This window comes from Mycobacterium sp. PDNC021 (assembly GCF_048282635.1).
Taxonomy (GTDB): Bacteria; Actinomycetota; Actinomycetes; order Mycobacteriales; family Mycobacteriaceae; genus Mycobacterium; species Mycobacterium llatzerense.
This window is the reverse complement of the sequence record NZ_CP182502.1, coordinates 4,840,185-4,865,462: the sequence shown is the minus strand read 5'-3', so window position 1 is coordinate 4,865,462 and position 25,278 is coordinate 4,840,185. Positions and strand designations below refer to the sequence as shown.

22 protein-coding genes and 2 tRNA genes are annotated in these 25,278 nt (G+C 67.5%); 19 read left to right on the top strand and 5 right to left on the bottom strand.

Annotated elements, in window-relative coordinates:
- The first annotated feature begins 15 nt into the window (after positions 1-15).
- The 4 genes from ACNO8X_RS23255 to ACNO8X_RS23240 all read left to right on the top strand — a co-directional run bounded on the left by ACNO8X_RS23255 (position 16) and on the right by ACNO8X_RS23240 (position 3,371).
- Positions 16-1,548: a nicotinate phosphoribosyltransferase gene (locus tag ACNO8X_RS23255; protein ID WP_418002904.1), complete on the top strand. Its 1,533-nt coding sequence runs from the start codon at positions 16-18 to the stop codon at positions 1,546-1,548.
- Positions 1,541-2,176 carry an NUDIX hydrolase gene (locus ACNO8X_RS23250; RefSeq protein ID WP_418002903.1) on the top strand — a complete coding sequence of 212 codons (636 nt, stop codon included), beginning with the start codon at positions 1,541-1,543 and terminating at the stop codon, positions 2,174-2,176. Before ACNO8X_RS23255 ends, ACNO8X_RS23250 begins: the two co-directional genes overlap by 8 nt.
- A 200-nt stretch (positions 2,177-2,376) precedes the next feature.
- Complete coding sequence (locus ACNO8X_RS23245) at positions 2,377-2,916, top strand: hypothetical protein (protein WP_418002902.1); 540 nt, start codon at positions 2,377-2,379, stop codon at positions 2,914-2,916.
- Positions 2,917-2,963: 47 nt separating this feature from the next.
- Positions 2,964-3,371: a DUF2628 domain-containing protein gene (locus tag ACNO8X_RS23240; RefSeq protein WP_418002901.1), complete on the top strand. Its 408-nt coding sequence runs from the start codon at positions 2,964-2,966 to the stop codon at positions 3,369-3,371.
- On the opposite strand, the gene ACNO8X_RS23235 is transcribed toward ACNO8X_RS23240, so the two are convergent.
- Positions 3,368-4,528, bottom strand: coding sequence for an alkane 1-monooxygenase (locus ACNO8X_RS23235; RefSeq protein WP_418002900.1), 1,161 nt, complete (start codon positions 4,526-4,528; stop codon positions 3,368-3,370). The two genes, ACNO8X_RS23240 and ACNO8X_RS23235, sit on opposite strands and share 4 nt — an antisense overlap.
- A gap of 92 nt (positions 4,529-4,620) precedes the next feature.
- On the opposite strand from ACNO8X_RS23235, the gene ACNO8X_RS23230 reads away from it, so the two are divergent.
- Positions 4,621-4,773, top strand: coding sequence for a hypothetical protein (locus ACNO8X_RS23230; protein WP_418002899.1), 153 nt, complete (start codon positions 4,621-4,623; stop codon positions 4,771-4,773).
- Between the two features lie 210 nt (positions 4,774-4,983).
- Here ACNO8X_RS23230 and ACNO8X_RS23225 read toward each other — a convergent pair.
- A tRNA-Gly gene (locus ACNO8X_RS23225) sits at positions 4,984-5,057 on the bottom strand.
- 122 nt (positions 5,058-5,179) lie between these two features.
- Between ACNO8X_RS23225 and ACNO8X_RS23220 the strand changes: the two genes are divergently transcribed.
- The 4 genes from ACNO8X_RS23220 to ACNO8X_RS23205 all read left to right on the top strand — a co-directional run bounded on the left by ACNO8X_RS23220 (position 5,180) and on the right by ACNO8X_RS23205 (position 8,224).
- Positions 5,180-5,256, top strand: a tRNA-Pro gene (locus ACNO8X_RS23220).
- 39 nt (positions 5,257-5,295) lie between these two features.
- Positions 5,296-6,798: a trigger factor gene (gene tig / locus ACNO8X_RS23215; RefSeq protein WP_418002898.1), complete on the top strand. Its 1,503-nt coding sequence runs from the start codon at positions 5,296-5,298 to the stop codon at positions 6,796-6,798.
- Between the two features lie 185 nt (positions 6,799-6,983).
- On the top strand, positions 6,984-7,577 hold the full coding sequence (locus tag ACNO8X_RS23210) for an ATP-dependent Clp protease proteolytic subunit (RefSeq protein ID WP_043394310.1): 594 nt from the start codon (positions 6,984-6,986) through the stop codon (positions 7,575-7,577).
- Complete coding sequence (locus tag ACNO8X_RS23205) at positions 7,574-8,224, top strand: ATP-dependent Clp protease proteolytic subunit (RefSeq protein WP_043394308.1); 651 nt, start codon at positions 7,574-7,576, stop codon at positions 8,222-8,224. Before ACNO8X_RS23210 ends, ACNO8X_RS23205 begins: the two co-directional genes overlap by 4 nt.
- Before the next feature lie 57 nt (positions 8,225-8,281).
- On the opposite strand, the gene ACNO8X_RS23200 is transcribed toward ACNO8X_RS23205, so the two are convergent.
- Positions 8,282-9,619, bottom strand: coding sequence for a hypothetical protein (locus ACNO8X_RS23200; RefSeq protein ID WP_418002897.1), 1,338 nt, complete (start codon positions 9,617-9,619; stop codon positions 8,282-8,284).
- 210 nt (positions 9,620-9,829) lie between these two features.
- On the opposite strand from ACNO8X_RS23200, the gene ACNO8X_RS23195 reads away from it, so the two are divergent.
- The 5 genes from ACNO8X_RS23195 (at position 9,830) to clpX (ending at position 14,993) form a co-directional block, all read left to right on the top strand.
- Complete coding sequence (locus tag ACNO8X_RS23195; RefSeq protein WP_418002896.1) at positions 9,830-11,041, top strand: hypothetical protein; 1,212 nt, start codon at positions 9,830-9,832, stop codon at positions 11,039-11,041.
- Positions 11,038-11,532 carry a hypothetical protein gene (locus ACNO8X_RS23190; protein ID WP_418002895.1) on the top strand — a complete coding sequence of 165 codons (495 nt, stop codon included), beginning with the start codon at positions 11,038-11,040 and terminating at the stop codon, positions 11,530-11,532. The genes ACNO8X_RS23195 and ACNO8X_RS23190 overlap by 4 nt, the downstream gene beginning before the upstream one ends.
- Positions 11,533-11,551: 19 nt before the next feature.
- Positions 11,552-12,673, top strand: a complete 1,122-nt coding sequence (locus ACNO8X_RS23185; protein ID WP_418002894.1) for a BTAD domain-containing putative transcriptional regulator — start codon at positions 11,552-11,554, stop codon at positions 12,671-12,673.
- A gap of 46 nt (positions 12,674-12,719) precedes the next feature.
- The gene (locus tag ACNO8X_RS23180; protein WP_418002893.1) at positions 12,720-13,373 is read left to right on the top strand and encodes an RsiV family protein; all 654 of its coding nucleotides are present in this window, start codon (positions 12,720-12,722) and stop codon (positions 13,371-13,373) included.
- A gap of 339 nt (positions 13,374-13,712) precedes the next feature.
- Entirely contained in the window at positions 13,713-14,993 is a 1,281-nt protein-coding gene (gene clpX, locus ACNO8X_RS23175; protein WP_043394298.1) for an ATP-dependent Clp protease ATP-binding subunit ClpX, read from the top strand.
- Between the two features lie 52 nt (positions 14,994-15,045).
- On the opposite strand, the gene fdhD is transcribed toward clpX, so the two are convergent.
- Together fdhD and ACNO8X_RS23165 are read right to left on the bottom strand one after the other, a co-directional pair.
- A complete protein-coding gene (fdhD, locus tag ACNO8X_RS23170) occupies positions 15,046-15,870 on the bottom strand; it encodes a formate dehydrogenase accessory sulfurtransferase FdhD (RefSeq protein WP_418002892.1) in 825 nt (274 codons plus the stop codon).
- The gene (locus ACNO8X_RS23165; RefSeq protein ID WP_418002891.1) at positions 15,858-18,200 is read right to left on the bottom strand and encodes an FdhF/YdeP family oxidoreductase; all 2,343 of its coding nucleotides are present in this window, start codon (positions 18,198-18,200) and stop codon (positions 15,858-15,860) included. The genes fdhD and ACNO8X_RS23165 overlap by 13 nt, the downstream gene beginning before the upstream one ends.
- Positions 18,201-18,786: 586 nt before the next feature.
- Between ACNO8X_RS23165 and ACNO8X_RS23160 the strand changes: the two genes are divergently transcribed.
- The 5 genes from ACNO8X_RS23160 (at position 18,787) to ACNO8X_RS23140 (ending at position 24,993) form a co-directional block, all read left to right on the top strand.
- The gene (locus tag ACNO8X_RS23160) at positions 18,787-20,154 is read left to right on the top strand and encodes a hypothetical protein (RefSeq protein WP_418002890.1); all 1,368 of its coding nucleotides are present in this window, start codon (positions 18,787-18,789) and stop codon (positions 20,152-20,154) included.
- 420 nt (positions 20,155-20,574) lie between these two features.
- Entirely contained in the window at positions 20,575-21,897 is a 1,323-nt protein-coding gene (locus tag ACNO8X_RS23155; protein ID WP_418002889.1) for a hypothetical protein, read from the top strand.
- A gap of 13 nt (positions 21,898-21,910) precedes the next feature.
- Positions 21,911-22,126, top strand: a complete 216-nt coding sequence (locus tag ACNO8X_RS23150; RefSeq protein WP_418002888.1) for a hypothetical protein — start codon at positions 21,911-21,913, stop codon at positions 22,124-22,126.
- Positions 22,127-22,136: 10 nt separating this feature from the next.
- Positions 22,137-24,758 carry a LuxR C-terminal-related transcriptional regulator gene (locus ACNO8X_RS23145; RefSeq protein WP_418002887.1) on the top strand — a complete coding sequence of 874 codons (2,622 nt, stop codon included), beginning with the start codon at positions 22,137-22,139 and terminating at the stop codon, positions 24,756-24,758.
- 82 nt (positions 24,759-24,840) lie between these two features.
- Positions 24,841-24,993, top strand: a complete 153-nt coding sequence (locus tag ACNO8X_RS23140; RefSeq protein ID WP_418002886.1) for a hypothetical protein — start codon at positions 24,841-24,843, stop codon at positions 24,991-24,993.
- Positions 24,994-25,278 lie beyond the last annotated feature (285 nt).

The following is a 25,278-nucleotide window of genomic DNA, read 5'->3' as shown; positions in this document are numbered from 1 at the left end:
CAGAAGGACTTCATCATGACCATCGAAGCAACCGCCACGTACCGGCCCGAGACCATTGCGGCCCTGGATGTCCTGATGGACACCGATGCCTACAAGCTGGACCACCGCCGTCAGTACCCGGCCGGCACCGAGTACGTCTACTCCAACCTGACCGCTCGCGGCAGTCGTATCCCCGGGGTGGCCTGGACCGCGTTTTTCGGCCTGCAGGCCTACCTGCGCTACCTGAACCAGCGGTGGAGCGTCTTCTTCGCCGCTGATATCGACGAGGTGTGCCAGGCCTACGTAGACCGCGTCACCCAGGTGTTGGGACCCAATGATGTTGGCGCCGAGCACATCCGACAACTGCACGCCTACGGGAGGCTGCCGCTGCGGGTACGGGCGCTGCCGGAAGGCACCATCGTGCCGGTCGGCGTCCCGTACCTGACCGTCGAGAACACCGCGCCCGAGTTCTTCTGGCTGACCAATTACATCGAGACCGAGATGTCGGCCGCGCTGTGGCAGCCCATCACGTCGGCGACCACCGCGTGGCGCAACCGGACTCTGCTGGACACTAGGGCGCGGGACTGCGGCGCCGACCCGGCCGCGGTCGACTGGCAGGGGCACGACTTCTCCTTCCGGGGCATGGCCGGCAGCGCGGCTGCCGCCGCATCGGGGGCCGCGCACCTGTTGGCGTTCACCGGCACCGACTGCCTGCCCGCGCTGGGCTGGATCGACCGGAACTACCCGGGCTCAACCGGGATCATCGGGGGCAGCGTGCCGGCCACCGAGCACAGCGTCATGTGCGCCGGCACCCAGGACGATGAGGTCGCCACGTTCGCCCGGCTGCTGGACCTGTATCCGACCGGCATCGTGTCGATCGTCAGCGACACCTGGGACCTGTGGCACGTCTGCACCGGCATCCTGCCCACGCTGAAAGACACGATCACCGCGCGTGACGGCAAGGTGGTGATCCGCCCCGACAGCGGTGACCCCGAACGCATCATGTGCGGCGACCCGCAGGCCCCGGCCGGCAGCCCCGCGAACAAGGGTGTGGTGAACCTGCTGTGGGAAGTGTTCGGCGGCACGGTCAACGCTGCCGGATATCGGGAACTGGACCCGCACATCGGCGTCATCTACGGCGACTCGATCACGCACGAGCGGGCGGCCGCCATCACCGCCAACCTGATGGGGCAGGGCTACGTGTCCACCACTCCGGTTCTCGGATTCGGTTCATACACATATCAATACGTCACGCGTGACACCTTCTCCATCGCGATGAAGGCCACCTGGGTACAGGTCGACGGCCGCGGCCGGGACATCGCCAAGGCGCCGGTCACCGATCCGGGCAAGCGCAGCGCGCGGGGCCGGTTGGCCGTGGTCCGTGACGAGCGTGGGCGGCTGACCCTGGTGCAGGGCGCTGCCGGTGCCGTAGAGGCGACGGACGCCATGCGGACGGTGTTCGAGGACGGCGTCATCGTCAACCCGGTGTCCTTCGCCGAGGTGCGCGCTACCGTGCGACGTGATTGGGCGGCATATGCCGCCGGCGAGGAGGACGCGCGTCATGGCTGAGTCGCTGGCCACCTGGCTGAGCGTCGACGTCTTCGCGGTGAGCCCCGGCGAGGAGCCGGGGCTCATCCTGGCGCGCAGGCAACGCGAACCGCATCAGGGGGACTGGGCGTTGCCCGGCGTGGTGCTCGACGCCGCCAAGGGGGAGACGGTCGCCGCCGCGGCACACCGAGCGCTGCGGGACCGGGCCGATGCCGAGCCCATCGAAGGGCCGCCGACCGTGGCCCTCGTGGTGTCCGACCCGGAGCGCGACGAGCGCGGTCACACAGTGTCCCTGGTGAATGTGATGCGCGCACAACCCGGCGGCGACGCACTGGTGGTGCGGAAGGGACAGGCCATGCCCGCCTTGCCGTTCGGGCACAACGCGATGATCCGGGACACCGCGGCCACAGTGTCGCAGCGGCTGTTGTCGGACCCCGCGACGGCCGCGGCGATGTTCGGCACCGGGTGCACGGCCGGCGAGGTCTGCGCGCTGACCGAGCTGCTGTTCCACCTGTCCGGCGGTACGGGAGCCGAGCCGATTCCGCTCGCCGCGATGCGGCGCCGGCTGGAACGGGCAGCGCTCTTCACCGCGGATGGCAGTCGGCCCGCGCATACCCGGCCGGTGACGGTGTTCAGGACGGCGCGGTAAAACGGCGCCTGCGTAAGCGCTGGCAAATTGCTTGGGTGCGGCTGGGCTCGGTGCGGGGCACGCTCGTTACGTTCCTGTGAACATGCCTGCGACCTGGGGAAATAGTCCTCGCTCGAGTCGCGACCTGCTGCTTTGCGAGATACGCTCCCGGCACCCTGCTGGGAGGAGATCAACTGATGACAAGTGCCGAGACCGAACCTATGGCAAACACCGATACCGAAACAGCGCCGGCGCGATGGTTCAACACCGACACCGGCAAGGTGCTGATCATCGGGGTCGGTGCTGTCGTCATCTTGTTGCTGCTGCTGGCGATCGGGGCCCTTGCCGGATTCAAGATCCCGCCGCCCGCGCCTGATCAACCGGCCGCCCCGACGAGCGCCGCCACGTCGGCTCCGGCCTCCACCTCGGCTCCTGCCGCCACTTCGTCGTCTTCGGCAACCGCGACACCCGCGCCGGCGCCGGTCACCACTGCGACGGCCACCGCCCCCGCGAGCCCGACGCCCGCACCGCCGACTGGCCCGTCGACACAAACCACTCAGGCGCCGACGACCTATACGCCGCCCGCCAGGCAGTACACGCCACCTGCCAGCCAGCCCGGCACCGCGTCGCCGACCGCCAGCGCGTCACCTACGGCGACCGCGACCGCGCCCGCGAGTTCGGAAGCCCCCGCCAATCCGCCGCAGTTCAACGTCATTCGCACGACGAACGGCGTCGCGCGGCCGATTCCGGGTAGCAGCTAGGCGCCCGCGCACACAAGCAAAACTGCACAGGCGTTAATGTCGATGAGGTGTCACAGCAATTCCCCAGTTTCACGGTGTCCCCGTCGTGGCAGAAGCGGTTTGATTTCTTCAACACCTACGGTCTGCCGAACTCGACGCCGGAGTCCAAGGCGGCCTACCAGGCCCTGACGTTCCTGGAACGGCTGAAGCTCACCTCGAACATCCTGGCTTTCTTGTTCGGGCCCATCTACTTCTTCGTCAAGGGCATGTGGCGCAAGGGTCTGACCTTGCTCGGCATCTTCGTCGCGGTCGAGGTGGTGCTCATCGTCCTCAATGTGTCGGACACCCTCGTGCGTGCCATCGGATTCGGTCTCGCCGCGATCGCCATGACGACCGCGAATTACGCCTACTACCTGCACGTGGTGCGGGGCAGCCAGTCCTGGAACCTGTTCGAGGGATACGGCAAGCAGCGCTAGCTGCCGTCGAGCCGCAACCGTTTCAGCCGGCGCGGGCTGAGCGCGGTCAGCCTGACGTCACCGCCGTAGATGGCGAGGACGCGCGGATCCATGACGCGGCGCCACAACTGTGGGACGAGGCTCAGCACCAGCATCGCCGTGTAGTTGCTCGGCAGCTGCGGGGCCTCCGTGGCGTGCCGAATCCCCTGGTAGCGGTGCGACGGGTCGGTGTGGTGGTCCGAGTGGCGCTGCAGATGCAGCAGAAACACGTTCATGATCACCGTGTTGCTGTTCCAGCTGTGCTCGGCACGCAGTCGCTCGTAGCGGCCCGACGGTAGTTTCTGTCGGCGCAGCCCGTAGTGCGACAGGTAGTTCATGCCTTCCAGCAGGAAGATGCCGATGAGTGCCTGGCCGAACAGCCACGGCAGGACCACGGGCCCGAACCACAGAGCGAGCCCCGCGAACAGGACGACGCTCAACAGCCAGGCATTGAGGACGTCATTGCGCAGGCTCCAGCGTGAATGGCCTTGCCGGTCAAGGCGTTTGGCTTCGAGCCGCCAGGCCGAGCGGGTGCTGCCGAGCGTCGACCGGACGACGAAGCAGTACACGTTCTCGCCGAAGCGGGCGCTGGCCGGGTCTTCCGGTGTCGCGACGCGGACGTGATGCCCGCGGTTGTGCTCGACGTAGAACTGCCCGTACCAACTCTGCGCGAGCGCCAGCTTGCTGAGCCACCGTTCGGCGCGGTCGCGTCGGTGTCCCAATTCATGGGCGGCGTTGTTGGCGATGCCGCCCGACAGGCCGACGGCGACCATCAGTCCCAGCTTGTCGGTGAACGTCAACGTGACCCAGCCGCCGCCGGCCCATACCCAGCAGCCGAAAGCCAGCGCGAGGTACTGCGTGGGCAGGAACATGTGGGTGGCGAATCGGTAGAACTTGTCCTGCTGCAGCGCCGCCAGGATGCGATCGGGGGCGCGGTCGTGCGTTTCCCGTCCGAACAGATGGTCGGCAGCGGGCCCCACGACCAGAATCACGACCAGTGCGGTCCACCAGAAGACGTGCAGCCGCGTGGTCCACACCAGGAGCCAGGACAGTGTCACCGCGCCGGGGGCGGACGGGACCAGTAGCCAGAGGTATCGCTTCGGGTCTCGCCAAGTGCGCTCAGCAATTTCTGAATCCACGTCAATAGACCGCCGGTTTCGGCGGTCTGATCGGGTGATTGACGTGGTCATCGGAGCATTTATACCGCCGCTGCTGTGAAGTCTCGACTCGGTTGGCAAAAATATTTGCCAGCGTCTTCCGAATTCTTGACCAGATCGTCTTTGACCTGCGCATTGCGGCGTTGAATCACTACCTGATCGGCATTGCGGCAATTTGCATCGAATTGGCAGGAAACTCTCAGAAATGGGCGGAATCGGCGCGCTGACAAACGCAATTAATTGGCCCGTCGGTCAATAATGAACATTTATCGCTCGAGCAAAGTCGTTTGTCGACAGAAATAGCGGATGTGCGTGCTCGCTGGGCGCAGGATCCCGCACGCCGCTGAGGCCGTTCCGGCGCGAGCCGATTTCGATGCCCGGCCACGGCCGAAAACGGGACCCAAAACAAAAGGACCGGCCTGGTCAGGCCGGTCCTATGGAGCGGGCGACGGGAATCGAACCCGCGTAGCTAGTTTGGAAGACTAGGGCTCTACCATTGAGCTACGCCCGCGTGCACTGCTGCGATCACAGTACCGGCAGACAGTACCGGGACAGCGGCCGCCAATCCAATTGAGGTTGTCGTGTGTCTAGGACGTAGTATCTCGACCGCGGTAATGCGACCGCGACGAGGCACGGGGTGTAGCGCAGCTTGGTAGCGCATCCGCTTTGGGAGCGGAAGGCCGCAGGTTCAAATCCTGTCACCCCGACCACCGACTGATGACAAGTATCAAAAAACAAGGAGTAACGCTGTGAAGAGCACCGTGGAGCAGTTGAGCCCCACCCGGGTTCGCATCAACGTGGAGGTGCCCTTCACCGAGCTTCAACCCGAGTTCGACCAGGCCTACAAGGAGCTGGCCAAGCAGGTCCGCCTGCCCGGCTTCCGTCCCGGCAAGGCCCCGGCCAAGCTGCTCGAGGCCCGTGTCGGCCGCGGCGCGGTGCTGGAGCAGGTCGTCAACAGCGCCATCCCGGCCCGCTACGGCGAGGCCGTCACCGCTCAGGACGTCAAGCCGCTGGGCCAGCCGGAGATCGACATCACCAAGCTCGAAGACAACGACGAGCTGGTCTTCACCGCTGAGGTCGACGTCCGTCCGGAGATCGCCCTGCCGGACCTGAAGGCCATCACGATCTCGGTCGACCCGATCGTCATCGACGACGACGAGGTCGACGCCGAGCTGCAGAACCTGCGCGCCCGCTTCGGCACCCTGACCGGTGTCGAGCGCGCCGCCGCTGACGGCGACTTCGTCTCGATCGACCTGTCGGCCACCGTCGACGGCGAGGACGTGCCCGAGGCCAAGACCGAGGGCCTGTCGCACCAGATCGGTTCCGGTCAGCTGATCGAGGGCCTCGACGAGGCCATCATCGGCCTCAAGGCCGGCGAGTCCAAGGACTTCCCGACCACCCTGGCCGCCGGCGATCACGCCGGTAAGGAAGCCCAGGTCTCCGTCACCGTCAAGTCGGTCAAGGAGCGCGAGCTGCCGGAGCCGGACGACGACTTCGCCCAGCTGGCCAGCGAGTTCGACACCATCGACGAGCTCAAGGAGAGCCTGGTCGCCCAGGTTCGCCGGGTGAAGCAGATCGGCCAGGCCGAGCAGATCCGCGACAAGGCCGTCGAAGCCCTGCTGGAGCAGATCGAGGTGCCGCTGCCCGAGGCCATCGTCCAGGCCACCGTCGACGAGACCGTGCACAACGCGGTCCACGGACTGGACCACGATGAGGCCAAGTTCGAGGAGCAGCTCAAGGAGCAGGGCAGCAGCCGCGAAGAGTTCGACGCGGACACCCGCACCAACGCCGAGAAGGCCGTCAAGACCCAGCTGCTGATGGACGCCATCGCCGACGAGCTGGACGTCAAGGTCGGCCAGGGCGACCTGATGGAGCGCATCGCCTTGATGGCCCGCCAGTACGGCATCGAGCCGCAGCAGCTGATCCAGATCCTGCAGCAGAACAACCAGCTGCCGTCCATGTTCGCCGACATCCGTCGCGGCATGACCATCGCCGCAGTCGTCAGCGGTGCCACCGTCACCGACACCGACGGCAACGCGGTCGACACCGCGGAGTTCTTCGGCCCGGCCGCCGACGCCGCTGAGGCCGAGGTTGCCGACGAGACCGAGGCTGCGGCTGAGGCTGCCGACGAGGCTCCGGCTGAAGAAGCCAAGGATGAGAAGCCCGCCAAGGCGAAGAAGGCCAAGGCTGAGGCGAAGGACGAGAAGCCGGCCAAGGAAAAGAAGGCCAAGAAGGCGAAGGACGAGGACTGAGTCCTCAAAGTCTGATCGTGGTACAGGTGCCGCAGGTGTCTTCAGTGATGCCTGCGGCACCGTCCGCTCTGCGGCGTCTGTGACGCTGTGAGCGAACTAGGCCGCGTCGGGGACTCGCGGCCGTCGGCCGTTGGTTAGTGTCGTGTGAACGAACTCGAGAAAGCAGGTATCCAGTCGTGACTGACATGCGTTCAAGCGCACCGGGGCTCAACCTCACGGACTCGGTCTATGAGCGTTTGCTTGCCGAGCGCATCATCTTCCTGGGCTCGCAGGTCGACGACGACATCGCCAACCGGCTGTGCGCTCAGATCCTGCTGCTGACGGCCGAAGACCCGACCAAAGACATCCACATGTACATCAACTCGCCGGGTGGCTCGATCAGCGCCGGCATGGCGATCTTCGACACCATGCAGCTGTCGGACTGTGACATCGCCACCTATGCGATGGGCATGGCCGCGTCCATGGGTGAGTTCCTGCTGGCCGCCGGCGCCAAGGGCAAGCGCCACGCGCTGCCGCACGCGCGGGTCCTGATGCACCAGCCGCTCGGTGGCGTCACCGGTAGCGCGTCGGACATCGCCATCCAGGCCGAGCAGTTCCACGTCATCAAGAAGGAGATGTTCCGGCTGAACGCGGAGTTCACCGGCAAGAGCATCGAGCAGATCGAGGCCGACTCCGACCGCGACCGCTGGTTCACCGCGCAGGAAGCGCTGGAATACGGCTTCGTCGACCACATCATCACCCGCGCAAACCTCAACGGCGGCAAGGGGGCCTCGAAGTGATCTCCAAGCATCTGAACCCGGAGCTGGCTCCGCAGGCGCGCTACATCCTGCCGCAGTTCACGGAGCGCACGCACACCGGCGAGCGCATCGTCGACCCCTACGCCAAGCTGTTCGACGAGCGCATCATCTTCCTGGGTGCCCAGGTCGACGACGTGTCCGCCAACGACGTGATGGCCCAGCTGCTGGTGCTCGAGTCGCAGGACCCCGATCGCGACATCACCATGTACATCAACTCGCCGGGTGGCTCGTTCACCTCGCTGATGGCGATCTACGACACCATGCAGTACGTGCGTGCCGACATCCAGACGGTCTGCCTCGGTCAGGCCGCGTCGGCCGCCGCGGTGCTGCTGGCCGCCGGTACGCCCGGCAAGCGCATGGCCCTGCCGAACGCCCGCGTGCTGATCCACCAGCCGTCGCTCGGCGGCGTCATCCAGGGTCAGTTCTCGGACCTGGAAATCCAGGCCGCCGAGATCGAGCGCATGCGCACCCTCATGGAGGAGACGCTGGCGCGGCACACCGGCCGGACTGCCGAGCAGGTCCGCAAGGACACCGACCGCGACAAGATCCTCACCGCGGCCGACGCCAAGGAATACGGGATCATCGACACGGTCCTCGAGTACCGGAAGCTCTCGGCCCAGAAGGCCTAGTTCTGTAAAGGCCAACGGCCGCCAACCTGTTCAGGTTGGCGGCCGTTGGCGTTTGTTTCAGTCCTTGGCCGAGCCGGCCTTCGACGCGGCGGACGACGCGCCGCCCTTGGCGGCCTTCTTGTCCTTGGTCTTCTTGTCGGTGGCCTTCTTGCCCTTCGTCGAATCGTGTTGCGCTGACGACGAATTGTCGGTGCCGGACTTCTCGGACTTCTCCGGCTTGGTAGCGGGCTTGGTGTCGGGCTTTTCCGGCTTGGTGGCCGTCGCCGGCTCGCTACCGGACTTGGTGGGCGAATCGTCGGTGCCCGCCGTTGGTGTCGTGGTTGCGGTCGACGCCGGAGAAGTCCGCCGCGGCTTCTGCACGGTCTTGGTGGGCTTCTTCTCGGTCTTGGTGGACGGCTTGTCGGCGCCGGCGGCGTCGTTCGTGCCCGCGGTGCCGGCAGCGGGGGCGTCCGGCTCCGACGCCTTGTCGGTCGCGGCGGTCGAGCGGGGGGCGGTCGCCGCAGACGACAAGATGGACGACAGCTGCGGCTTCACCACATTGAATGGCAGCGCCTTGCCCGTCACCAGCACGGAGATGAAGTTCGCGACGGCGATCGCCGGGGACAGGGCGGCGAACGCCGCACCGGCGACGGGCGCGAGCGGAGCGAGTGTCGACGGCAGCTGCAGCCCGAAGGTCAGCGCGGCCGGCGCGGCGGCCAAGGCCGAGCCGGCGGCGTTGGTCGCGCTGGTCACTCTCGTCTTGACGGTGTCGATGGCCTGTTGGACCGGGTTGGCCGCGGTCGGTGCAGGGTCGGCTGCCGCGGGTGCCGGGCTGTCGGCCGCGGCGGGTGCCGGGCCGGCGGCGGCCGGCAGCAGGGTCGTCACCGCTTTTGTCAGGTTTGCGACCATCTGGTACGCGAACGTCCCCACGATCTGGAACGGGGCCGTGAGCACGAAGGACGCCAACGCAATGGGCACCCACGGGAGGTACAGGGGATCGGTGGCTGCGCGATTCAGTATCACCAGCGGTATGGACACCACTGATTGCACGGTGCTCTTGGCCGACGCGACCACGGCCTGCGCGAGGACGTTGAGCACGTTGACGACAACGTTGCCCGCAGTGGCGATCGGGTCGACGGCGGCCAGGGCAACCGGCCCCGCGGACGTGTTGCTCGCTGCGGCGCTGGTGATCTGGTCGAGCAGCTGCTGCTGTTGCGCGGCCATGTCTTGGGCGAATGCCGCGAACTGGATGGCCCGGGATTCAATCCGCGGGGTGCTGACAGCAGCAACATGCGCCTGGGTCGCGAGCTGGCCGTTCGGCGCCAGGACGCAGGCGGCCGCGACGACACCGGCCAGGGGCAGGCTTTGGAGCCGCCGGAGTGGGGTGGCTGTCGTGGCGTGGCTGAAGTGATTCATCGCGCAGGTCCTTCGCGTATTCGGATGAGAGCGTCGCTCGGTGGGGGTGGGCCCCAGTCGAGAAGATTAATTGACGTAGTCGGAAGATTACGTCGAAAGGTATGTTTTCGCCCTTCGTCGGCCGCCCGCCTCGCGCCAAGAAACCGCCAAGGCGCCCGCCGCACCCTGTGACGCGACCACGAATCCCGGCCACCCCGAACAGGACCCGTCATGAGCCGACCCGCACGCCGTTCCTCCCTCGCACTGGCCACTGCCGCTCTGGTCGCGTCCGTGGTGGCCGGATTGCCGGTGGCCCAGGCGAATCCAACCCCGGACACCTCGATGCCGGTGCCGTGGAATCAGGTCGGCGACGGCTGGACCCTGGCCACCTGGAACCCGGTCCCCGGACGACTCCCGGGCGAACGCCCCGACCCTGACGCGCCGGCACCCGCGAAGGTGGCCAACACCCTGTTCCTGATCGATCCGGCCGGTCACCGGTACGCCATCACCACGTTCGAGCCGACGGACAAAGGATGGCACCCGCGCCTGGTCGACTGGTCGGGCAATGGTGGTCGCGCACTGCTGACGATGGGTGACTCGGTGATCGTCGTCGACTTGCACACCGGCAGCCAGAGCTCCTTCCCGTCGAGTGCTTCCCCGCGGTTCAGCCGGCCGGGCGGTGAAGCGATCGTGTTGTCATCGACGAGCCACGACCAGCCCAGCACCTTGCAACGTGTCGACTTGGCGGGCAACGTGCAGCTGACCTACCCGACCGACGACCTGGCCGGCGCCGGCCGATTCGGCGGCGACTATCTGGAAACCCCCGACGGCACCACCCTCGTGCTGTCGACGGCCAACCGGGCCAATGGCGAGGTGCCGCGGACCGACAACAGCTTCGTGCTCATGGGCAACGACGGGACCGTCGGGCGGGTGCTGCCGGTACCGATGCCGGGCGCGGTGTGCCGGACGACCCGATGGTTGGCGCCAACGGATTTCGTCGCCAGTTGTACCGCGCAGAAGTCCGCGGGCAGCCAGTTGTGGAAGGTGCCGATCGACGGGTCGGCGCCGACCGCGCTCACCGCCGTCAACAACGCGAAGAACGAACCCGGATTCGAAGGCGACTACGGCGACGTCGGCCTCTGGCAGCTGCCGAGCGGCACGTTTGTGCAGTCACTCGGCGCCTGCGGCGTGGTGTTCCTGTCGCGGGTGACGGCTGATGGTCACACCCAGCGCGTCAAGGTTCCGCGGGCGGGCAACAACATCGACGTGGTCGGTGCGTCAGGCGGATCGCTGGTCCTGAAGTCGACGACCGGCTGCAGCCCATCGCAGGCGCTGATGGCCTACGACCCGGCCGCGAACACCACGCGGGTCCTGCTCGGTCCGACGGTGAACGACGGGCACGTCGTCGACGCCATGACCTTCGGCGAGGGCTACCGGTCATGACGCGGTACGCGTCCGCCCTGGCGGCCCTGACCGTCGCGGTCGCCCTGTCCCCGGTCGCGCATGCCGATGACCATGAGACCGCCGAGGCCTGCAGCTGGGTCAGCGCCGACGAAGCCGCGGCATTTCTCGAAGGCCCGGCCATCGCCGCGCCGATTCGGACGCAGCTTCCCGAATTATCTTGTGCCTACCGGTCATTGGACGAGCCGCAGGCACGACGCAGCCTGGAGTCCGATGTCCGGTTCGCCGACGCGTTCCCCTGGGACGCCGCAACGACATTCAAGGAGGTGGCCGCCTGGCCCAGGGCCACCGCGGTCGAAGGCGTGGGCCTGAAGGCGGTCTGCACCTACGAACCCAACGTCACGCCGCCGTCGACGACGCTCACTGTGTTGTTGACAGGTGAACGGCTCTACCGCGTGACCGGCAGCTACGTGTGGCGTTGCGACACCCTGAAGACGTTCGCGGAACTGGCAATAGCCCGCATCGGCCGATAGCACCCGATACCCTCGGCCCATGCGGCCGACCGGAATCGATTTCGGCGTTCTGGGCCCGCTGCGGATGGCCGTCGACGACCACGTCGTCTCGCTGGGCGCACCCAAGCAGCGAGCAGTGTTCGCGATGCTGTTACTCAATCGCGGTCGCCCGGTGTCGGTGGACGCGTTGATCGACGCGGTGTGGGAACAGTCGCCGGCTGCGGCCGCCCGCACCGCATTGCACTCCTACATCTCCAATCTCCGAAAGGTCCTGGCGGAGTCCGGAATGCCGCGGGAGACGCTGGCCGCCGCACCGCCCGGCTATCGACTCGATGTGCCGGAGGAGTCAACCGACCTGGGGCGCTTCGAGAAGGAAAAGGTCGCCGGTGTGCGCGCCGCGGCCGCCGGTCGGTTCTCGTCCGCGGGCACCCACCTGTCGGCCGCGTTGGCGCAGTGGCGCGGCCCGGTCCTCGGTGATCTGTCCGACTTCGCCTTCGTCGACGCCGTCGCCGCCGCGCTGGTCGACGACCGGATTGCGGTGGAGACCGCCCGAGCGGAAGCTGAAATTGCTTGTGGCCATGGATCTCTGGTGATCGGGCCGCTGGAAACGCTGGTCGCCGAACATCCCTACCGGGAACCGCTGTGGGCGCAGTTGATCACCGCCTATTACAGCTGTCAAAGGCAGGCGGACGCGCTCGATGCGTTCCGGCGGGTGAAGGCGATCCTGGCCGAGGACCTCGGTCTCGATCCCGGCCAGGCGATAACTGTCCTGCAGCAACGGATTCTGCGCCAGGAACCGCTCGACGTGCAGGGTGCCGCGCAAGCGACGGCAGTGCACACCATCGGCCGGCTCCGATCAGCCTCCACGCGGTCGACCTCGTCCAAAGCGGGCCTGCGCGACGCGACCGGGCGATGGTTTGCCTTGCGCGCGATGGCAACCCGGATCGGGCGCCTCGCCGACAACGACATCGTGCTCGACGCGGCCGACGTCAGCCGGCACCATGCCGTCATCGTCGATGCGGGCACCGGGCCGGTCATGGTGGACCTGCGCTCGGCCAACGGTGTGTACGTACAGGGCGCGCGGATCGAGGCCAACACCAATCTGTTCGATGGTGATCGCATCCGCATCGGCGCGCATGAGTTCACCGTCGAACTCGGGTAGGGGCAAGGCCAAGAATCCGCCAAGCGCATCGGCGAACCCTGGGGGCATGAAGATTTCGGTTCTTGCCCTGACCGCGACAGTGACATTCCTGAGCGTGGCGCAGACGGCGTCCGCGCAGCAGTCGTGCGGTGCCCTGGGCGGGACGGCCGACGCCACCGGCATCTGCCGGATCCACGAGGTCGGTACCGGGTATGAACGGACCGCGGCCTTCCCGGTCGACTATCCCGACCAGCAGGCGGTAGCGGACTTCCTGGCCCAGGACCGCGACGGATTCGTCGGCTGGGTGGACAAGTTCGGCCGCGGCCGGGGGTACACAGAGACGGTGACGCCGACGGTGTACCGCTCGGCGCGAACCCAAACCCTGGTGCTCAAGATCGTGGATCCGACGGGCTTCGCCCACGAAGGGCATCCGGACATCCGGTACCGGACCTTCACCCACGGGCCCGCTGGGTCGATCACCATCGACACGTTGTTCGGGCCGGGTTCCGATCCGGTGGCGATCCTGACACCGGTGGTGCAGCGCGCGTTGAAGGCGCGCAATGCGGCGCTGATCGAACCGGACCGCAGCTCGTACCGGAACTTCGCGCTCACCGACGAGGGCGTCACGTTCTTCTTCGGCGAAAGTCAGCTGGTGGGCAACGGTGGCCCGCTCACGATCGCGGTGCCGATGGACCAGCTGGGTGGGCGGCTGCAGGGGTAGGCCGAAGGTCGTCTACTTGCGCTGGCCGCGAAATGCGTCGGCGGCCTCAATGTGCACACGGTAGGGTTGCAGATAGGTGAACAGCCCTGATCAGAGGCCTGTCGAGCCAACGCCAACCGGCGCCGGGAAGACACGCCAGAATCACGGTCAGCGCGCCGAGGGGTGGCAAGCCACCGATCGGGCTATGTTCTCCTGCACACGGATAAATACCACCGGAGCGATTCGCCCCTTTCGGTCGCATCGCAACGGAGCGAACGGGTAGCGTCGGGTTCACACCCGAAATAACCCACTATCTGGTGTAACGACTGACGGCGACCGGAGAAAGTAGGGCCTCACCCCATGGCGCGCATCGGAGACGGCGGTGACCTGCTGAAGTGCTCGTTTTGTGGAAAGAGCCAGAAGCAGGTCAAGAAGCTGATTGCTGGACCTGGCGTCTACATCTGCGACGAGTGCATCGACCTCTGCAACGAGATCATCGAAGAGGAGCTGGCCGACGCTGACGACGTCAAGCTCGACGAGCTGCCCAAGCCTCAGGAGATCCGGGACTTTCTCGAGGGCTACGTCATCGGTCAGGACAACGCCAAGAAGACGCTCGCGGTGGCTGTCTACAACCACTACAAGCGCATCCAGGCGCAGGAGAAGTCGCGCGACTCCCGGTCTGAGCCGGTTGAGCTCGCCAAGTCGAACATCCTGATGCTCGGACCGACTGGCTGCGGCAAGACCTACTTGGCGCAGACACTGGCCAAGATGCTCAACGTGCCGTTCGCGATCGCCGACGCGACTGCGCTGACCGAGGCCGGCTACGTCGGCGAGGACGTCGAGAACATCCTGCTGAAGCTGATCCAGGCCGCCGACTACGACGTCAAGCGGGCCGAGACCGGCATCATCTACATCGATGAGGTCGACAAGATCGCCCGCAAGAGCGAGAACCCGTCGATCACGCGCGACGTGTCCGGTGAGGGTGTGCAGCAGGCGCTGCTGAAGATCCTCGAGGGGACGCAGGCGTCGGTGCCGCCGCAGGGCGGGCGCAAGCACCCGCACCAGGAGTTCATCCAGATCGACACCACCAACGTGCTGTTCATCGTGGCCGGTGCCTTCGCCGGGCTGGAGCGGATCGTGTCCGACCGGGTCGGCAAGCGCGGCCTGGGCTTCGGCGCCGAGGTGCACTCCAAGGCCGAGATCGACACCCAGGACCACTTCGCCGAGGTGCTGCCCGAGGACCTCATCAAGTTCGGTCTGATCCCCGAGTTCATCGGTCGTCTCCCGGTCGTGGCGTCGGTGACCAACCTGGACAAGGAATCGCTGGTGTCGATCCTGTCCACGCCGAAGAACGCGCTGGTCAAGCAGTACGTCCGGCTCTTCGAGATGGACGGGGTGGAGCTGGAGTTCACCGAAGAGGCCCTCGACGCGATCGCCGACCAGGCCATCCACCGTGGCACCGGTGCCCGTGGCCTGCGCGCCATCATGGAAGAGGTGCTGCAGCCGGTGATGTTCGACATCCCGAGCCGCGACGACGTCGCCAAGGTGGTCGTCACCAAGGAGACCGTCCAGGACAACGTGTTGCCGACCATCGTGCCGCGCAAGGCGTCCCGCTCGGAGCGTCGCGACAAGAGCGCATAGTTCGCCAAAGGAAAAGCCCCCGCCACGGCGGGGGCTTTTCCATTTGGAATCCTTACCTGATCACCCGGTCCGGACGGGTGTAGACGTTCATCGACTCGCCGCGCAGGAACGCCACGAGGGTGAGCCCGGCCTGGCTGGCCAGATCGACCGCCAGCGACGACGGTGCGGACACAGCGGCCAGCAGCGGGATACCGGCCATGACGGCCTTCTGCGTGAGTTCGAACGACGCCCGCCCGCTGACCAGCAGGACGGTGCCCGTCAACGGAATGCGGTCGTTCTCGAGCGCCCATCCGATCACCTTGTCCACCGCGTTGTGCCGGCCGATGTCTTCGCGGGCGACGAACATCTGGCCGCCGGCGCTGAACAGTGCGGCACCGTGCAGTCCGCCGGTGCTGTTGAACACCTTCTGGGCCTGGCGCAGCACCTGTGGCATGGCCGAGAGCGCGTCGGAGGTGACGCTGGTCGGGTCGTCGCCGGGGGAGTAGTGGCTGACGGTTCGGACGGCATCGATCGACGCCTTGCCGCACACGCCGCATGACGAGGTGGTGTAGAAGTTGCGTGTCACGTCGACCGACGGCGGCGGGACATGCGGTGCCAACATCACGTCGAGCACGTTGTACGTGTTGGCCCCGTCTTCGGTGGCGCCACGGCAGTAGGCGACGCGGGCGATGTCATCGCGGCGTGCGATCACGCCCTCGGTGAGCAGAAACCCTTGGGCGAGTTCGACATCCGACCCCGGCGTCCGCATGGTGACGGTGAGGGGACTGCCGTTGACCCGGATTTCCAGGGGTTCCTCGACCGCCAGGGTTTCCGGGCGCGAGACCGCGCCGTTGACGGTGACGTGTTCGGCCCGGCGCCGTGCGGTTACTCGACCCATGGCTGGTCCGATCCCACGTCGCTGCGCTCGACCCCTGGGACAAGCCTGATCACCACTGCCTTGGATACCGGGGTATTGGATTTCCGGGCGGTGTGGTCCAACGGAATCAACGGATTGGTCTCCGGGTAGTAGGCCGCGGCATTGCCCGCGGGGGTCGAATAGGGCACCACCAGAAAGTCTTTCGCGCGGCGCTCGTGGCCGTCGAATTCAGAGACCAGGTCGACGCGGCTGCCGTCGCGCAGCCCGAGGGCCGCGATGTCGGCCGGGTTGACGAACACCACGCGCCGGCCGCCTTTGACGCCGCGATAGCGGTCGTCCAAGCCGTAGATGGTGGTGTTGTACTGGTCGTGGCTGCGCAGCGTCTGTAGTACCAGCCGGCCTTCGGGCACCGGCACCCACTCCACGGGTTCGATCGAGAAGTTGGCTTTGCCTGTGTGCGTGGGGAATTCGCGGGAATCCCGGGGCGGGTGGGGCAGCTGGAAGCCGTCGGGCCGGCGGACCCGCACGTTGTAGTCGGTGCACCCGGGGACCACGTCGGCGATGGCGTCGCGAATGCCGTCGTAGTCGGCGTTGAACGATTCCCACGGCACGGGGTGGTCGGCGCCCAGCAGGGTCCGGCCCAGCTGGCAGACGATGGCGATCTCGCTGCGAACCTGGTCGCTGGGTGGGGCCAGCCCGCCGCGCGACAGGTGCACCATCGACATCGAATCCTCTACCGACACCACCTGTTTGCCGGTCGCCTGGAAATCCTTGTCGGTGCGGCCGAGCGTCGGCAAGATCAGCGCCGTGCGCCCGTGGATCAGGTGACTGCGGTTGAGCTTCGTCGAAATCTGCACCGTCAGGGCGCAATTGCGCATCGCCGCGGCGGTGACGTCGGTGTCGGGAGTGGCCGAGACGAAGTTGCCGCCCATCCCGACGAAGACCTTGGCCTGTCCGTCACGCATGGCCCGGATCGCGTCCACGGTGTCGAGGCCGTGCTTGCGCGGGGAGCTGATGCCGAACCGGGTGTCCAGCGCGGCCAGGAACTCCTCGGGCATCTTCTCCCAGATGCCCATGGTCCGGTCACCCTGCACATTCGAGTGCCCGCGCACGGGACACACTCCCGCGCCGGGCTTTCCGATCATGCCGCGCATCAGCAAGAGGTTGGTCGCCTCGCCGATGGTGGCCACCGCATGCGTCTGCTGGGTCAGGCCCATCGCCCAGCAGATGATGGTGCGCTCCGACCGGACCAGCGCGTCGGCGACCCGTTGCAACTGGTCACGTCCGATTCCGCTGGCTTCGGAGACGACGTCCAGTTCGACTGCGCGGGTGCGGGTTTCGTACTCGTCGAAGCCGGCGCAGTGCTGGTCGATGAAGTCGCGATCCAGCACGGTCCCCGGTGCGATGTCGTCGGCTTCCAGTAGCAACCGGCCCAGGCCTGCGAACAGGGCCATGTCGCCGCCGATTCGGATTTGCACGAACTCATCGGCGATGGGTACCCCGTGGCCGACGACACCGTGCACCTTCTGCGGATCCTTGAAGCGCATCAGTCCGGCCTCGGGCAGCGGGTTGATGGCGATGATGTTGGCGCCGTTCGCCTTTGCTTTCTCCAGCGTGGACAGCATCCGGGGGTGGTTGGTGCCCGGGTTCTGCCCGGCGATGACGATGCAGTCGGCGTGGATGAGGTCGTCGACGGTGACCGACCCCTTGCCGATGCCGATCGACTCGACCAGCGCGGTGCCCGACGATTCATGGCACATGTTCGAGCAGTCCGGCAGATTGTTGGTGCCGTAGCTGCGCACGAGCAGTTGGTAGAGGAACGCGGCCTCGTTGCTGGTGCGGCCGGAGGTGTAGAACAGCGCCTCGTCAGGGGAGCTGAGCGCCTGCAGTTCGTCGGCGATCAGCGTATACGCGTCGTCCCAGTCGATCGGGAGGTAGTGAGTGTCGCCGGGCGCCAACATCATTGGGTGTGTTAGCCGGCCCTGCTGCGACAGCCAGTACTCGGGTCGCGCGGCCAGATCGGCGACCGAATGCCGGGCGAAGAACTCCGGGGTGACGCGGCGCAGCGTGGCTTCCTCGGCCACGGCCTTCGCGCCGTTCTCGCAGAACTCGGCGATCTTGCGGCCGCCGTGTTCCTCGGGCCACGCGCAGCCCGGGCAGTCGAAGCCGTGGCGCTGATTGATCTTGCTCAGCGTCTCCGCGGTGCGGAGCGGCCCCATCTGTGCCATGGCGCGCTGCATGCTGACCAGCACGGCCTTGACCCCGGCGGCTTCGTGTTTCGCGCCGGTGACCTGAACGTCGTGTTCGTCGTAGGTGGCGTCGACGTCGTGGCCGTCCCTGACGGTGGTCATCTCCCCAATCTAATCCCCGGAATCGGCTCCCCGGGGCCGGAAAGAGTGCGCAGCTGATCGGCATTTCAAATGCATTGATAGGCAGCGCCTATCGCCGTCGGCAACAGTAGAGCGCCTGACGAGAGATCCCATCTGGCTTATCGAAGGCCTGAAGGCAGGCGAACCATGCTGGACGAACCAAGTAGTGCAGCGCCGAGCGCGCGACAAATCCACGTAGTGCCGTACGGGGCGGCGGCGCTGTGAGGTGGCCGAGTGTGTCGGTATCGCTGTGGTGTTCTTTCGAATCGGGGTTGTGATGGAAAGCCGTGATGCTGGTCCGTACGCCGGCAGGACCCGCCGGTTGAGGTCACTGTTGCAGTCGGGGTCGGCGGTGATCACCGCCGTGACAGTGGCTGGTGGCGCGGTGGCTGCGGTGAGCCTGCCTGTCAGCGAGCCTGCGCCTGTCACTGTGCAGCCGGATTCGGCGGTGCCTGTGCGATGGGCAGCGGTCGTCGCCCCGACTCCGAACAGCCTCTACGAGGCGGTCTTGGGCACGGGCGGGGCGGGGCGGTCATGGGACGGCCCGCACGCCTTTGGTTCGGGGAACGTGGCTGAATCCGGGTGGGCGCCTGGCACCGGCAGCCCCCCGCCGTCCGTGCGCTTCGAGCCATCGGTGCTGATGTTGCCGGCGCGTACGGGTGCGAATCAGGTGTCGTCGGTGTTGGCGCGCAACACGTTGGCTGCCACGGGGTCGCCGGCGTCGTTGTCGCAGCCGTTGGTGGTGGTCGGTCCCAACACGTCTGCTGCTGTTTTCCTGGCGGCGGTGGTGGCGGTGTTCATCAGCAACGGTGACGAGCCGGGTGAGAACGGCGGCCTGCTCTGGGGCAATGGTGCCGACGGCGGGCCGGGGCAGAAGGGCGGCAACGGCGGCTTCTTCTTCGGCAACGGCGGTCACGGCGGCGCCGACGGCGGCAGCGGCGGAAACGGCGGCCTGCTGATCGGCAACGGAGGCAACGGAACCAACGCCGTGACGGCCGGGAAGGACGGCGGCAGCGGCGGAAACGGCGGTCTGCTGATCGGTAACGGCGGCCACGGCGGAAACGGCGCCGCAGGCACCAACGGCCCCAACGGTGTCAACGACGGAACCGGAGCCGCAGCGGGTGCGAACGGGTTGCCCGGCACACCGCTCGCCGGCGGCGGCCAAACGGACGGATCACCGGCGGACGGCGGTACGGGCGGCACCGGCGGCCATGGCGGCGACGCCTACATACCTGCTGCGCCGTCTGCCGTCGCCACTGGTGGCGACGGTGGTGCGGGCGGGGTCGGAGGCCAGGGCAGCGCCGGCGGAACGGGTGGCATTGGCGGCAAGGGCGACACCGGCGGTTTGTCCGCCACGGCCCATGGCGGGGTCGGTGGTGCCGGCGGTGCCGGCGGGGACGGCGCATCAGGCCATGCGGGCACAGCCGGCGGCAAGGGCGGCAGCGGCGGAAACGGCGGCCTCCTGTCTGGAAACGGCGGAAACGCCGGTGCCGGTGCCAATGGCGGTGACGGCGGGAACGGCGCGGATGGCGGCAACGGCGGCAAGGGCGGCAAGGGCGGCGACGCGAACGCCAATACCGGAGGCTACTTGCCCGGTCAGGCAGAACAAGGCGGCGTCGGCGGCAAGGGCGGTCAAGGCGGCAAGGGCGGAGACGGGGGCGCCGGCGGCGCCGGCGGCGCCAGCGGTACAAGTGGCAAGGGCAGCATCTTTGGCAAATCCGGCAAGACCGCCACCTCCGGCACTGCAGGCCGCACCGGCATCGGTGGCACCGGCGGTACCGGTGGCACCGGCGGTACCTCCGGCCAGATCTCTTACAGGGACAAGGGCAACGTCGGTACCTCCGGTAGCGCTGGCTCGGCTCCGGGCGCGGGTGGCGCCGGGGGCGCGGGCGGAGAGGGTGGCACAGGTGGGCCCGGCCCCCATGCGCAAAACTGAGGCAGGCTGAACCAAGTAGTGCAGCGCCGAGCGCGCGACAAATCCACGTAGTGCCGTACGGGGCGGCGGCGCTGTGAGGTGGCCGAGTGTGTCGGTATCGCTGTGGTGTTCTTTCGAATCGGGGTTGTGATGGAAAGCCGTGATGCTGGTCCGTACGCCGGCAGGACCCGCCGGTTGAGGTCACTGTTGCAGTCGGGGTCGGCGGTGATCACCGCCGTGACAGTGGCTGGTGGCGCGGTGGCTGCGGTGAGCCTGCCTGTCAGCGAGCCTGCGCCTGTCACTGTGCAGCCGGATTCGGCGGTGCCTGTGCGATGGGCAGCGGTCGTCGCCCCGACTCCGAACAGCCTCTACGAGGCGGTCTTGGGCACGGGCGGGGCGGGGCGGTCATGGGACGGCCCGCACGCCTTTGGTTCGGGGAACGTGGCTGAATCCGGGTGGGCGCCTGGCACCGGCAGCCCCCCGCCGTCCGTGCGCTTCGAGCCATCGGTGCTGATGTTGCCGGCGCGTACGGGTGCGAATCAGGTGTCGTCGGTGTTGGCGCGCAACACGTTGGCTGCCACGGGGTCGCCGGCGTCGTTGTCGCAGCCGTTGGTGGTGGTCGGTCCCAACACGTCTGCTGCTGTTTTCCTGGCGGCGGTGGTGGCGGTGTTCATCAGCAACGGTGACGAGCCGGGTGAGAACGGCGGCCTGCTCTGGGGCAATGGTGCCGACGGCGGGCCGGGGCAGAAGGGCGGCAACGGCGGCTTCTTCTTCGGCAATGGCGGCCGCGGCGGCGATGCCGTCGTGGTCGTTGTGGACGGTGGCCAACTGGTCGGGCAGGACGGGGGCGACGGCGGCCATGCGGGTCTGTTCGGCATGGGCGGAGCGGGAGGAAACGGCGCGGCTTCGGAAGTGGACGACACCGGTAGCGATTATCGGCCCGGCAAGGGTGGCAAGGGTGGCAAGGGTGGTAACGGTGGGCTTCTGGCCGGCAGCGGCGGGGATGCCGGAAATGGTGGCGCCGCCCATCTCATCGGCCAAGCCGAAGGGGGTGCCGGCGGTATCGGTGGGCGCGGCGGGTTCCTGTCCGGTGATGCGGGTAGCGGCGGTGCCGGAGGGGCGGCGACATCCGTGTTTTCCGATGTCGACCCGACCGGTGGTGCCGGCGGCGACGGTGGTAGCGCCGGCCTGAACGGTGCCGGCGGCGCCGGGGGCGCCGGGGGTGCCGGTGGGCACGGCGCCATTGTTCATGGCGGTGCCGGCGGCAAGGGCGGCGACGGCGGCGTGCTGACCGGAGACGCCGGCGGCGGCGGGCGCGGCGGCAACGCCGAGACCGGCAGCCAGACCATCGCCGGAGCGGGCGGTGCCGGCGGAAATTCCCGCCTCGGTAGCGCCGGTGCCGGCGGTGCGGGTGGCGATGCAGCCTCTAGCGGCGGCGCAGTCACCGCGGGTGCCGGCGGGCGGGGCGGCAACGCGGCGTCCGACCGTGCCGGCGGGCGGGGCGGCGACGGCGGCAACGCCCGCTCCGGCCAACCCACTTCCCTCCTGGGTGGCGATGGCGGACGTGGTGGAAACAGCTTGAGCGGTACCGGAGGGTCCGGCGGCAACGGCGGCGGCTCGGTTTCATCATTGGGCGGAACTGGCGGTAAAGGTGGCGACGGCGGCAACGGCCGCACCGGCGGGACGGGAGGCAACGGCGGCACTCCCGGCGGGGCCGGCGGCACCGGCGGTTCGCCGGGGGGCAGCGACGGCGCAGCCGGTTAGATCAGTTCCCGCGGTGGCGACCTCCGAGGACTATGCGGCGGCATTGCGACGGCTTCCCGAAGCACACGCGCTGGCACTGCGGTTGCGCGACGCCGGGTTCGCCGATGACGTCATTTGCCGCCGGCTGAACATCGACGCCGAGAGTCTGCCCATCCTGCTCGATGTGGCGCGGCTGAAGCTGGAGGCTGTACTGGGCAAACCTTCGCCAGAGGATCGAGGGAGCCGATAGCATCGGCGCCATGGTGCAGCGGTGGCCGCTGACGGGTCGCGCCGAAGAGCTGCTCGTGGTCGAGAAGGCGCTCGTCGACGACGAGCACGCCGGCATCGTCATCGCCGGCCCCGCCGGCGTCGGAAAAACCCGTCTGGCCCGCGCTGCTGCCGAGTCGGCCGCGCAGAGCGGCTGGGCCGTCCATCGCATCGCGGGGACTGTGACGGGACGGGGGGTTACCCTGGGCGCCTTTGCGCGCTGGGTCGACGATACCGACGTCTCGTCACTTACGTTGGCACGCAAGGTGTTCGCCGGCTTGACGGCCGGTGCGGACAGTCGGAGGCTTTTGCTGTTCGTCGACGACGCCCATCTGCTCGATGACCTTTCGGCGCTCATCGTCCATCAACTGGTGGTACAGGAGGCCGCCGCCGTCGTTGCCACCATTCGCACCGGCGAACCCGAGCCCGACGCGGTGACCGCGTTGTGGAAAGACGGTCATCTGCGCCGGCTGGAGCTACAGCCGCTGTCGCGCGACGAATGCGTCGACCTCTTGCGCAGCGTCTTGGGTTTGCCCGTGGACGCGGGTTGTGCCGAGCATATGTGGAATCTGAGTCGCGGCAACGTGCTGTTCCTGCGACATCTGATCGAACACGAGCACACGTCAGGTGCGCTCAGCCAGGCCGACGGCCGATGGGTTTGGGCGGGTAAATCATCCTTGTCGCCGTCGCTGATCCAACTCGTCGACATGCAGATCGGCCGCGTGCCCGACGGCGTGCGTGAAGTCGTCGATCTTGTTGCGATCGCCGAGCCCATGGACCGCTCGGTGCTGGCGGTACTCGCCGACCAGGAATCGATCGAGGATGCCGAACATCGAGGTTTGATCACCGCTGCCGCGGCGGGCGACATCGTGTATGTCGGGCATCCGCTGTACGCCGAGAGTCGACTCAGTCAGTGTGGTCCATTGCGGCTGCGCCGACTGCGCGGCCGGGCCGCGACCGTGATGGCGCAGACGAAGTCCTGCGATCCGCTTCGGTTGGGTCTGCTCTGGCTCGAGTCCGATCTCCCGCCCGACCCGGCCGTCTTCGCCCGGGCGGCGAGCATCTCGGCGTTGCGGCTCGACGTCGGTCTGGCCGAACGGCTGGCGCGGGGGGCCGTCGAGGCCGAACCGAGCCCGGCCAACAAACTTCAGCTGGCGCACATCCTGTACTTGCAGGAGGACGGTGAGGGGGTCGAGACGATCCTCGACGGCCTCGATGAACGGGAGCTCGCGGTGCCGGGCTTTCTCGACGGCATCATCATTCGCGCAGCCAATCTGCTTCTACCGCTACGTGATCCGCGGCGTGCCCGCGAAGTCCTCGACGACGCGGTGAGCCTCGGTGACGAGGAACGCAACCACGCGTTACGAACGTTCCAGGCGGTCTGGCTGGCCATGGCGGCTCGACACGCCGAGGCACTCGACGCGATGTCGGCGGTGGACTATGGGCACCTGGACAACTACGGCCGCGTGGTCGGCTACGCGGCGGAGACGATCGCACTCGGCGATCTCGGACATGTGGACGAGGCGGTGCGCCGGGCCGCGGCAGGCGAGCGGGTACTCGACGAATCGCCCATGGATTCGTTCCACGCCACGGGCCTGGCCGAATTCCACGCGTTCGTACTGCTCGCCGCAGGCTTCCTGGACGAGGCGGCGGCGGTCGCCGAGAGCGGTTACCGACGGTGCGCGGGCCTGCCCGGTGCGTCGCATTGGATGGCCGTCGCCGCGTTGGGCATGACCGCGCTGGCAAAAGGCGATCTGACGGTCGCGCGGGGGCATTTGCAGGCGGCCGGCGAGAGTTTCGGTGGCTACGGTGAAGTCTCGGGCCTGTTCTATCGATTCAGGATTCTGCAGACCGAATTGTTGGCCCGGTCCGGCGACATCGACGGCGCCGTCGCCGCTCTGAAAGCCACCCAAGGCAGTCGCCACCCCGCGTACGAGTATGTCGAATCTGGTTACCTGTTGGCCGTTGCGTGGGTGTCCGCCGTCCAGGGCCGCGTCGCCGAGGCGCGCGAGAGTGCTTTGCGCGCAGCGGAATTCGCCCGCGCGCATGGGCAGCCGGCGCGCGAAGTGCTGTGTCTGCAGGCGGCACTCCAGTTCGGCGACGTCAGTGCCGGCGACCGGTTGGCGGAGTTGGCCGCGGTGGTCCAGGGACCGCGGGCGCCGCTGGTGACCCGCTATGCGCGCGCCCTTGCCAACGACGACGGCGCTGACCTGGATGCGGTTTCGGTCGAGTTCGAGCGGATGGGCGACGCCTTGGCGGCCGCCGATGCCGCGGCGCAGGCAGCGGCGTCGCACCGGCTGGCAGGCCGTCGGGGCAGCGCACTCACCGCCAGCGCACGCGCATGCCTGCTCGCCGAGGAATGCGGTGGCGCGGTCAGCCCCGCTCTGGCCGCAGCCCGGGTTCCGCTGCCGTTCACGCGCCGGGAACACGAGATCACCAGGCTCCTGTCGCGCGGCATGTCGAACAGGGCCATTGCCGAGGCGACCTCATTGTCGGTCCGCACCGTGGAAGGCCACATCTATCAGGCCAGCGCCAAGGCAGGAGTGTCGTCGCGTTCCGAGCTTTCCGAACTGGTGCAACAGTTCAGCAAGCTGGCGGCCGCCGCACCGTCCTGATTGTGCAAATCTTCACCAGACCGACATGTCGCCGCCCCGTCGCCGGACGTGCGCGGTTGCCCAGCTTCTGGACAATGGCCGTATGGATACCGATACCGGTCGTGGTACGCCGGGTCGCCGCGCCTGGGCCGACCCGCTGACGTTGGGGTTCCAGGCACACCGGCAGCTGATGCTGCTGCGCCTCCGGTGGCATGGCCGCCGTCTGGACACCCGTCCAGACGGCCAACCGGACTGACGCCTAATCTCTTGTGCCGCCGGGCATTTCCGACGCGGCCGAGCGCTAGCGCAGACGGCTACCGATCGGTAACCGCGTTCTTAGGAATTCCGTCGAGTGGACGTGATGAAAGCCACATTTTGACAGGTGTCAAGCGCCTGCAATCCGTTTGACGTGCGTATTCATGTGGTCGTCACCCGGCCTTCAATGGCGCGTCCTGGCGAGTGCACCCTAAGAGAAGTGCAATAATCGGTACTAGCAGTGACATCAAAATTTTGGCGGCGCCGGGCTGGCGATCGTGAGCAC

What these genes read in the sequence shown, in the direction of transcription:
- ACNO8X_RS23255 (WP_418002904.1), top strand. Translation starts at nt 16, where the DNA reads ATGACCATCGAAGCAACCGCCACGTACCGGCCCGAGACCATTGCGGCC.
- ACNO8X_RS23250 (WP_418002903.1), top strand. Translation starts at nt 1,541, where the DNA reads ATGGCTGAGTCGCTGGCCACCTGGCTGAGCGTCGACGTCTTCGCGGTG.
- ACNO8X_RS23245 (WP_418002902.1), top strand. Translation starts at nt 2,377, where the DNA reads ATGGCAAACACCGATACCGAAACAGCGCCGGCGCGATGGTTCAACACC.
- ACNO8X_RS23210 (WP_043394310.1), top strand. Translation starts at nt 6,984, where the DNA reads ATGCGTTCAAGCGCACCGGGGCTCAACCTCACGGACTCGGTCTATGAG.
- ACNO8X_RS23200 (WP_418002897.1), bottom strand. Translation starts at nt 9,619, where the DNA reads ATGAATCACTTCAGCCACGCCACGACAGCCACCCCACTCCGGCGGCTC.
- ACNO8X_RS23195 (WP_418002896.1), top strand. Translation starts at nt 9,830, where the DNA reads ATGAGCCGACCCGCACGCCGTTCCTCCCTCGCACTGGCCACTGCCGCT.
- ACNO8X_RS23190 (WP_418002895.1), top strand. Translation starts at nt 11,038, where the DNA reads ATGACGCGGTACGCGTCCGCCCTGGCGGCCCTGACCGTCGCGGTCGCC.
- ACNO8X_RS23185 (WP_418002894.1), top strand. Translation starts at nt 11,552, where the DNA reads ATGCGGCCGACCGGAATCGATTTCGGCGTTCTGGGCCCGCTGCGGATG.
- ACNO8X_RS23180 (WP_418002893.1), top strand. Translation starts at nt 12,720, where the DNA reads ATGAAGATTTCGGTTCTTGCCCTGACCGCGACAGTGACATTCCTGAGC.
- clpX (WP_043394298.1), top strand. Translation starts at nt 13,713, where the DNA reads ATGGCGCGCATCGGAGACGGCGGTGACCTGCTGAAGTGCTCGTTTTGT.
- fdhD (WP_418002892.1), bottom strand. Translation starts at nt 15,870, where the DNA reads ATGGGTCGAGTAACCGCACGGCGCCGGGCCGAACACGTCACCGTCAAC.
- ACNO8X_RS23165 (WP_418002891.1), bottom strand. Translation starts at nt 18,200, where the DNA reads ATGACCACCGTCAGGGACGGCCACGACGTCGACGCCACCTACGACGAA.
- ACNO8X_RS23145 (WP_418002887.1), top strand. Translation starts at nt 22,137, where the DNA reads ATGGTGCAGCGGTGGCCGCTGACGGGTCGCGCCGAAGAGCTGCTCGTG.
- ACNO8X_RS23140 (WP_418002886.1), top strand. Translation starts at nt 24,841, where the DNA reads ATGGATACCGATACCGGTCGTGGTACGCCGGGTCGCCGCGCCTGGGCC.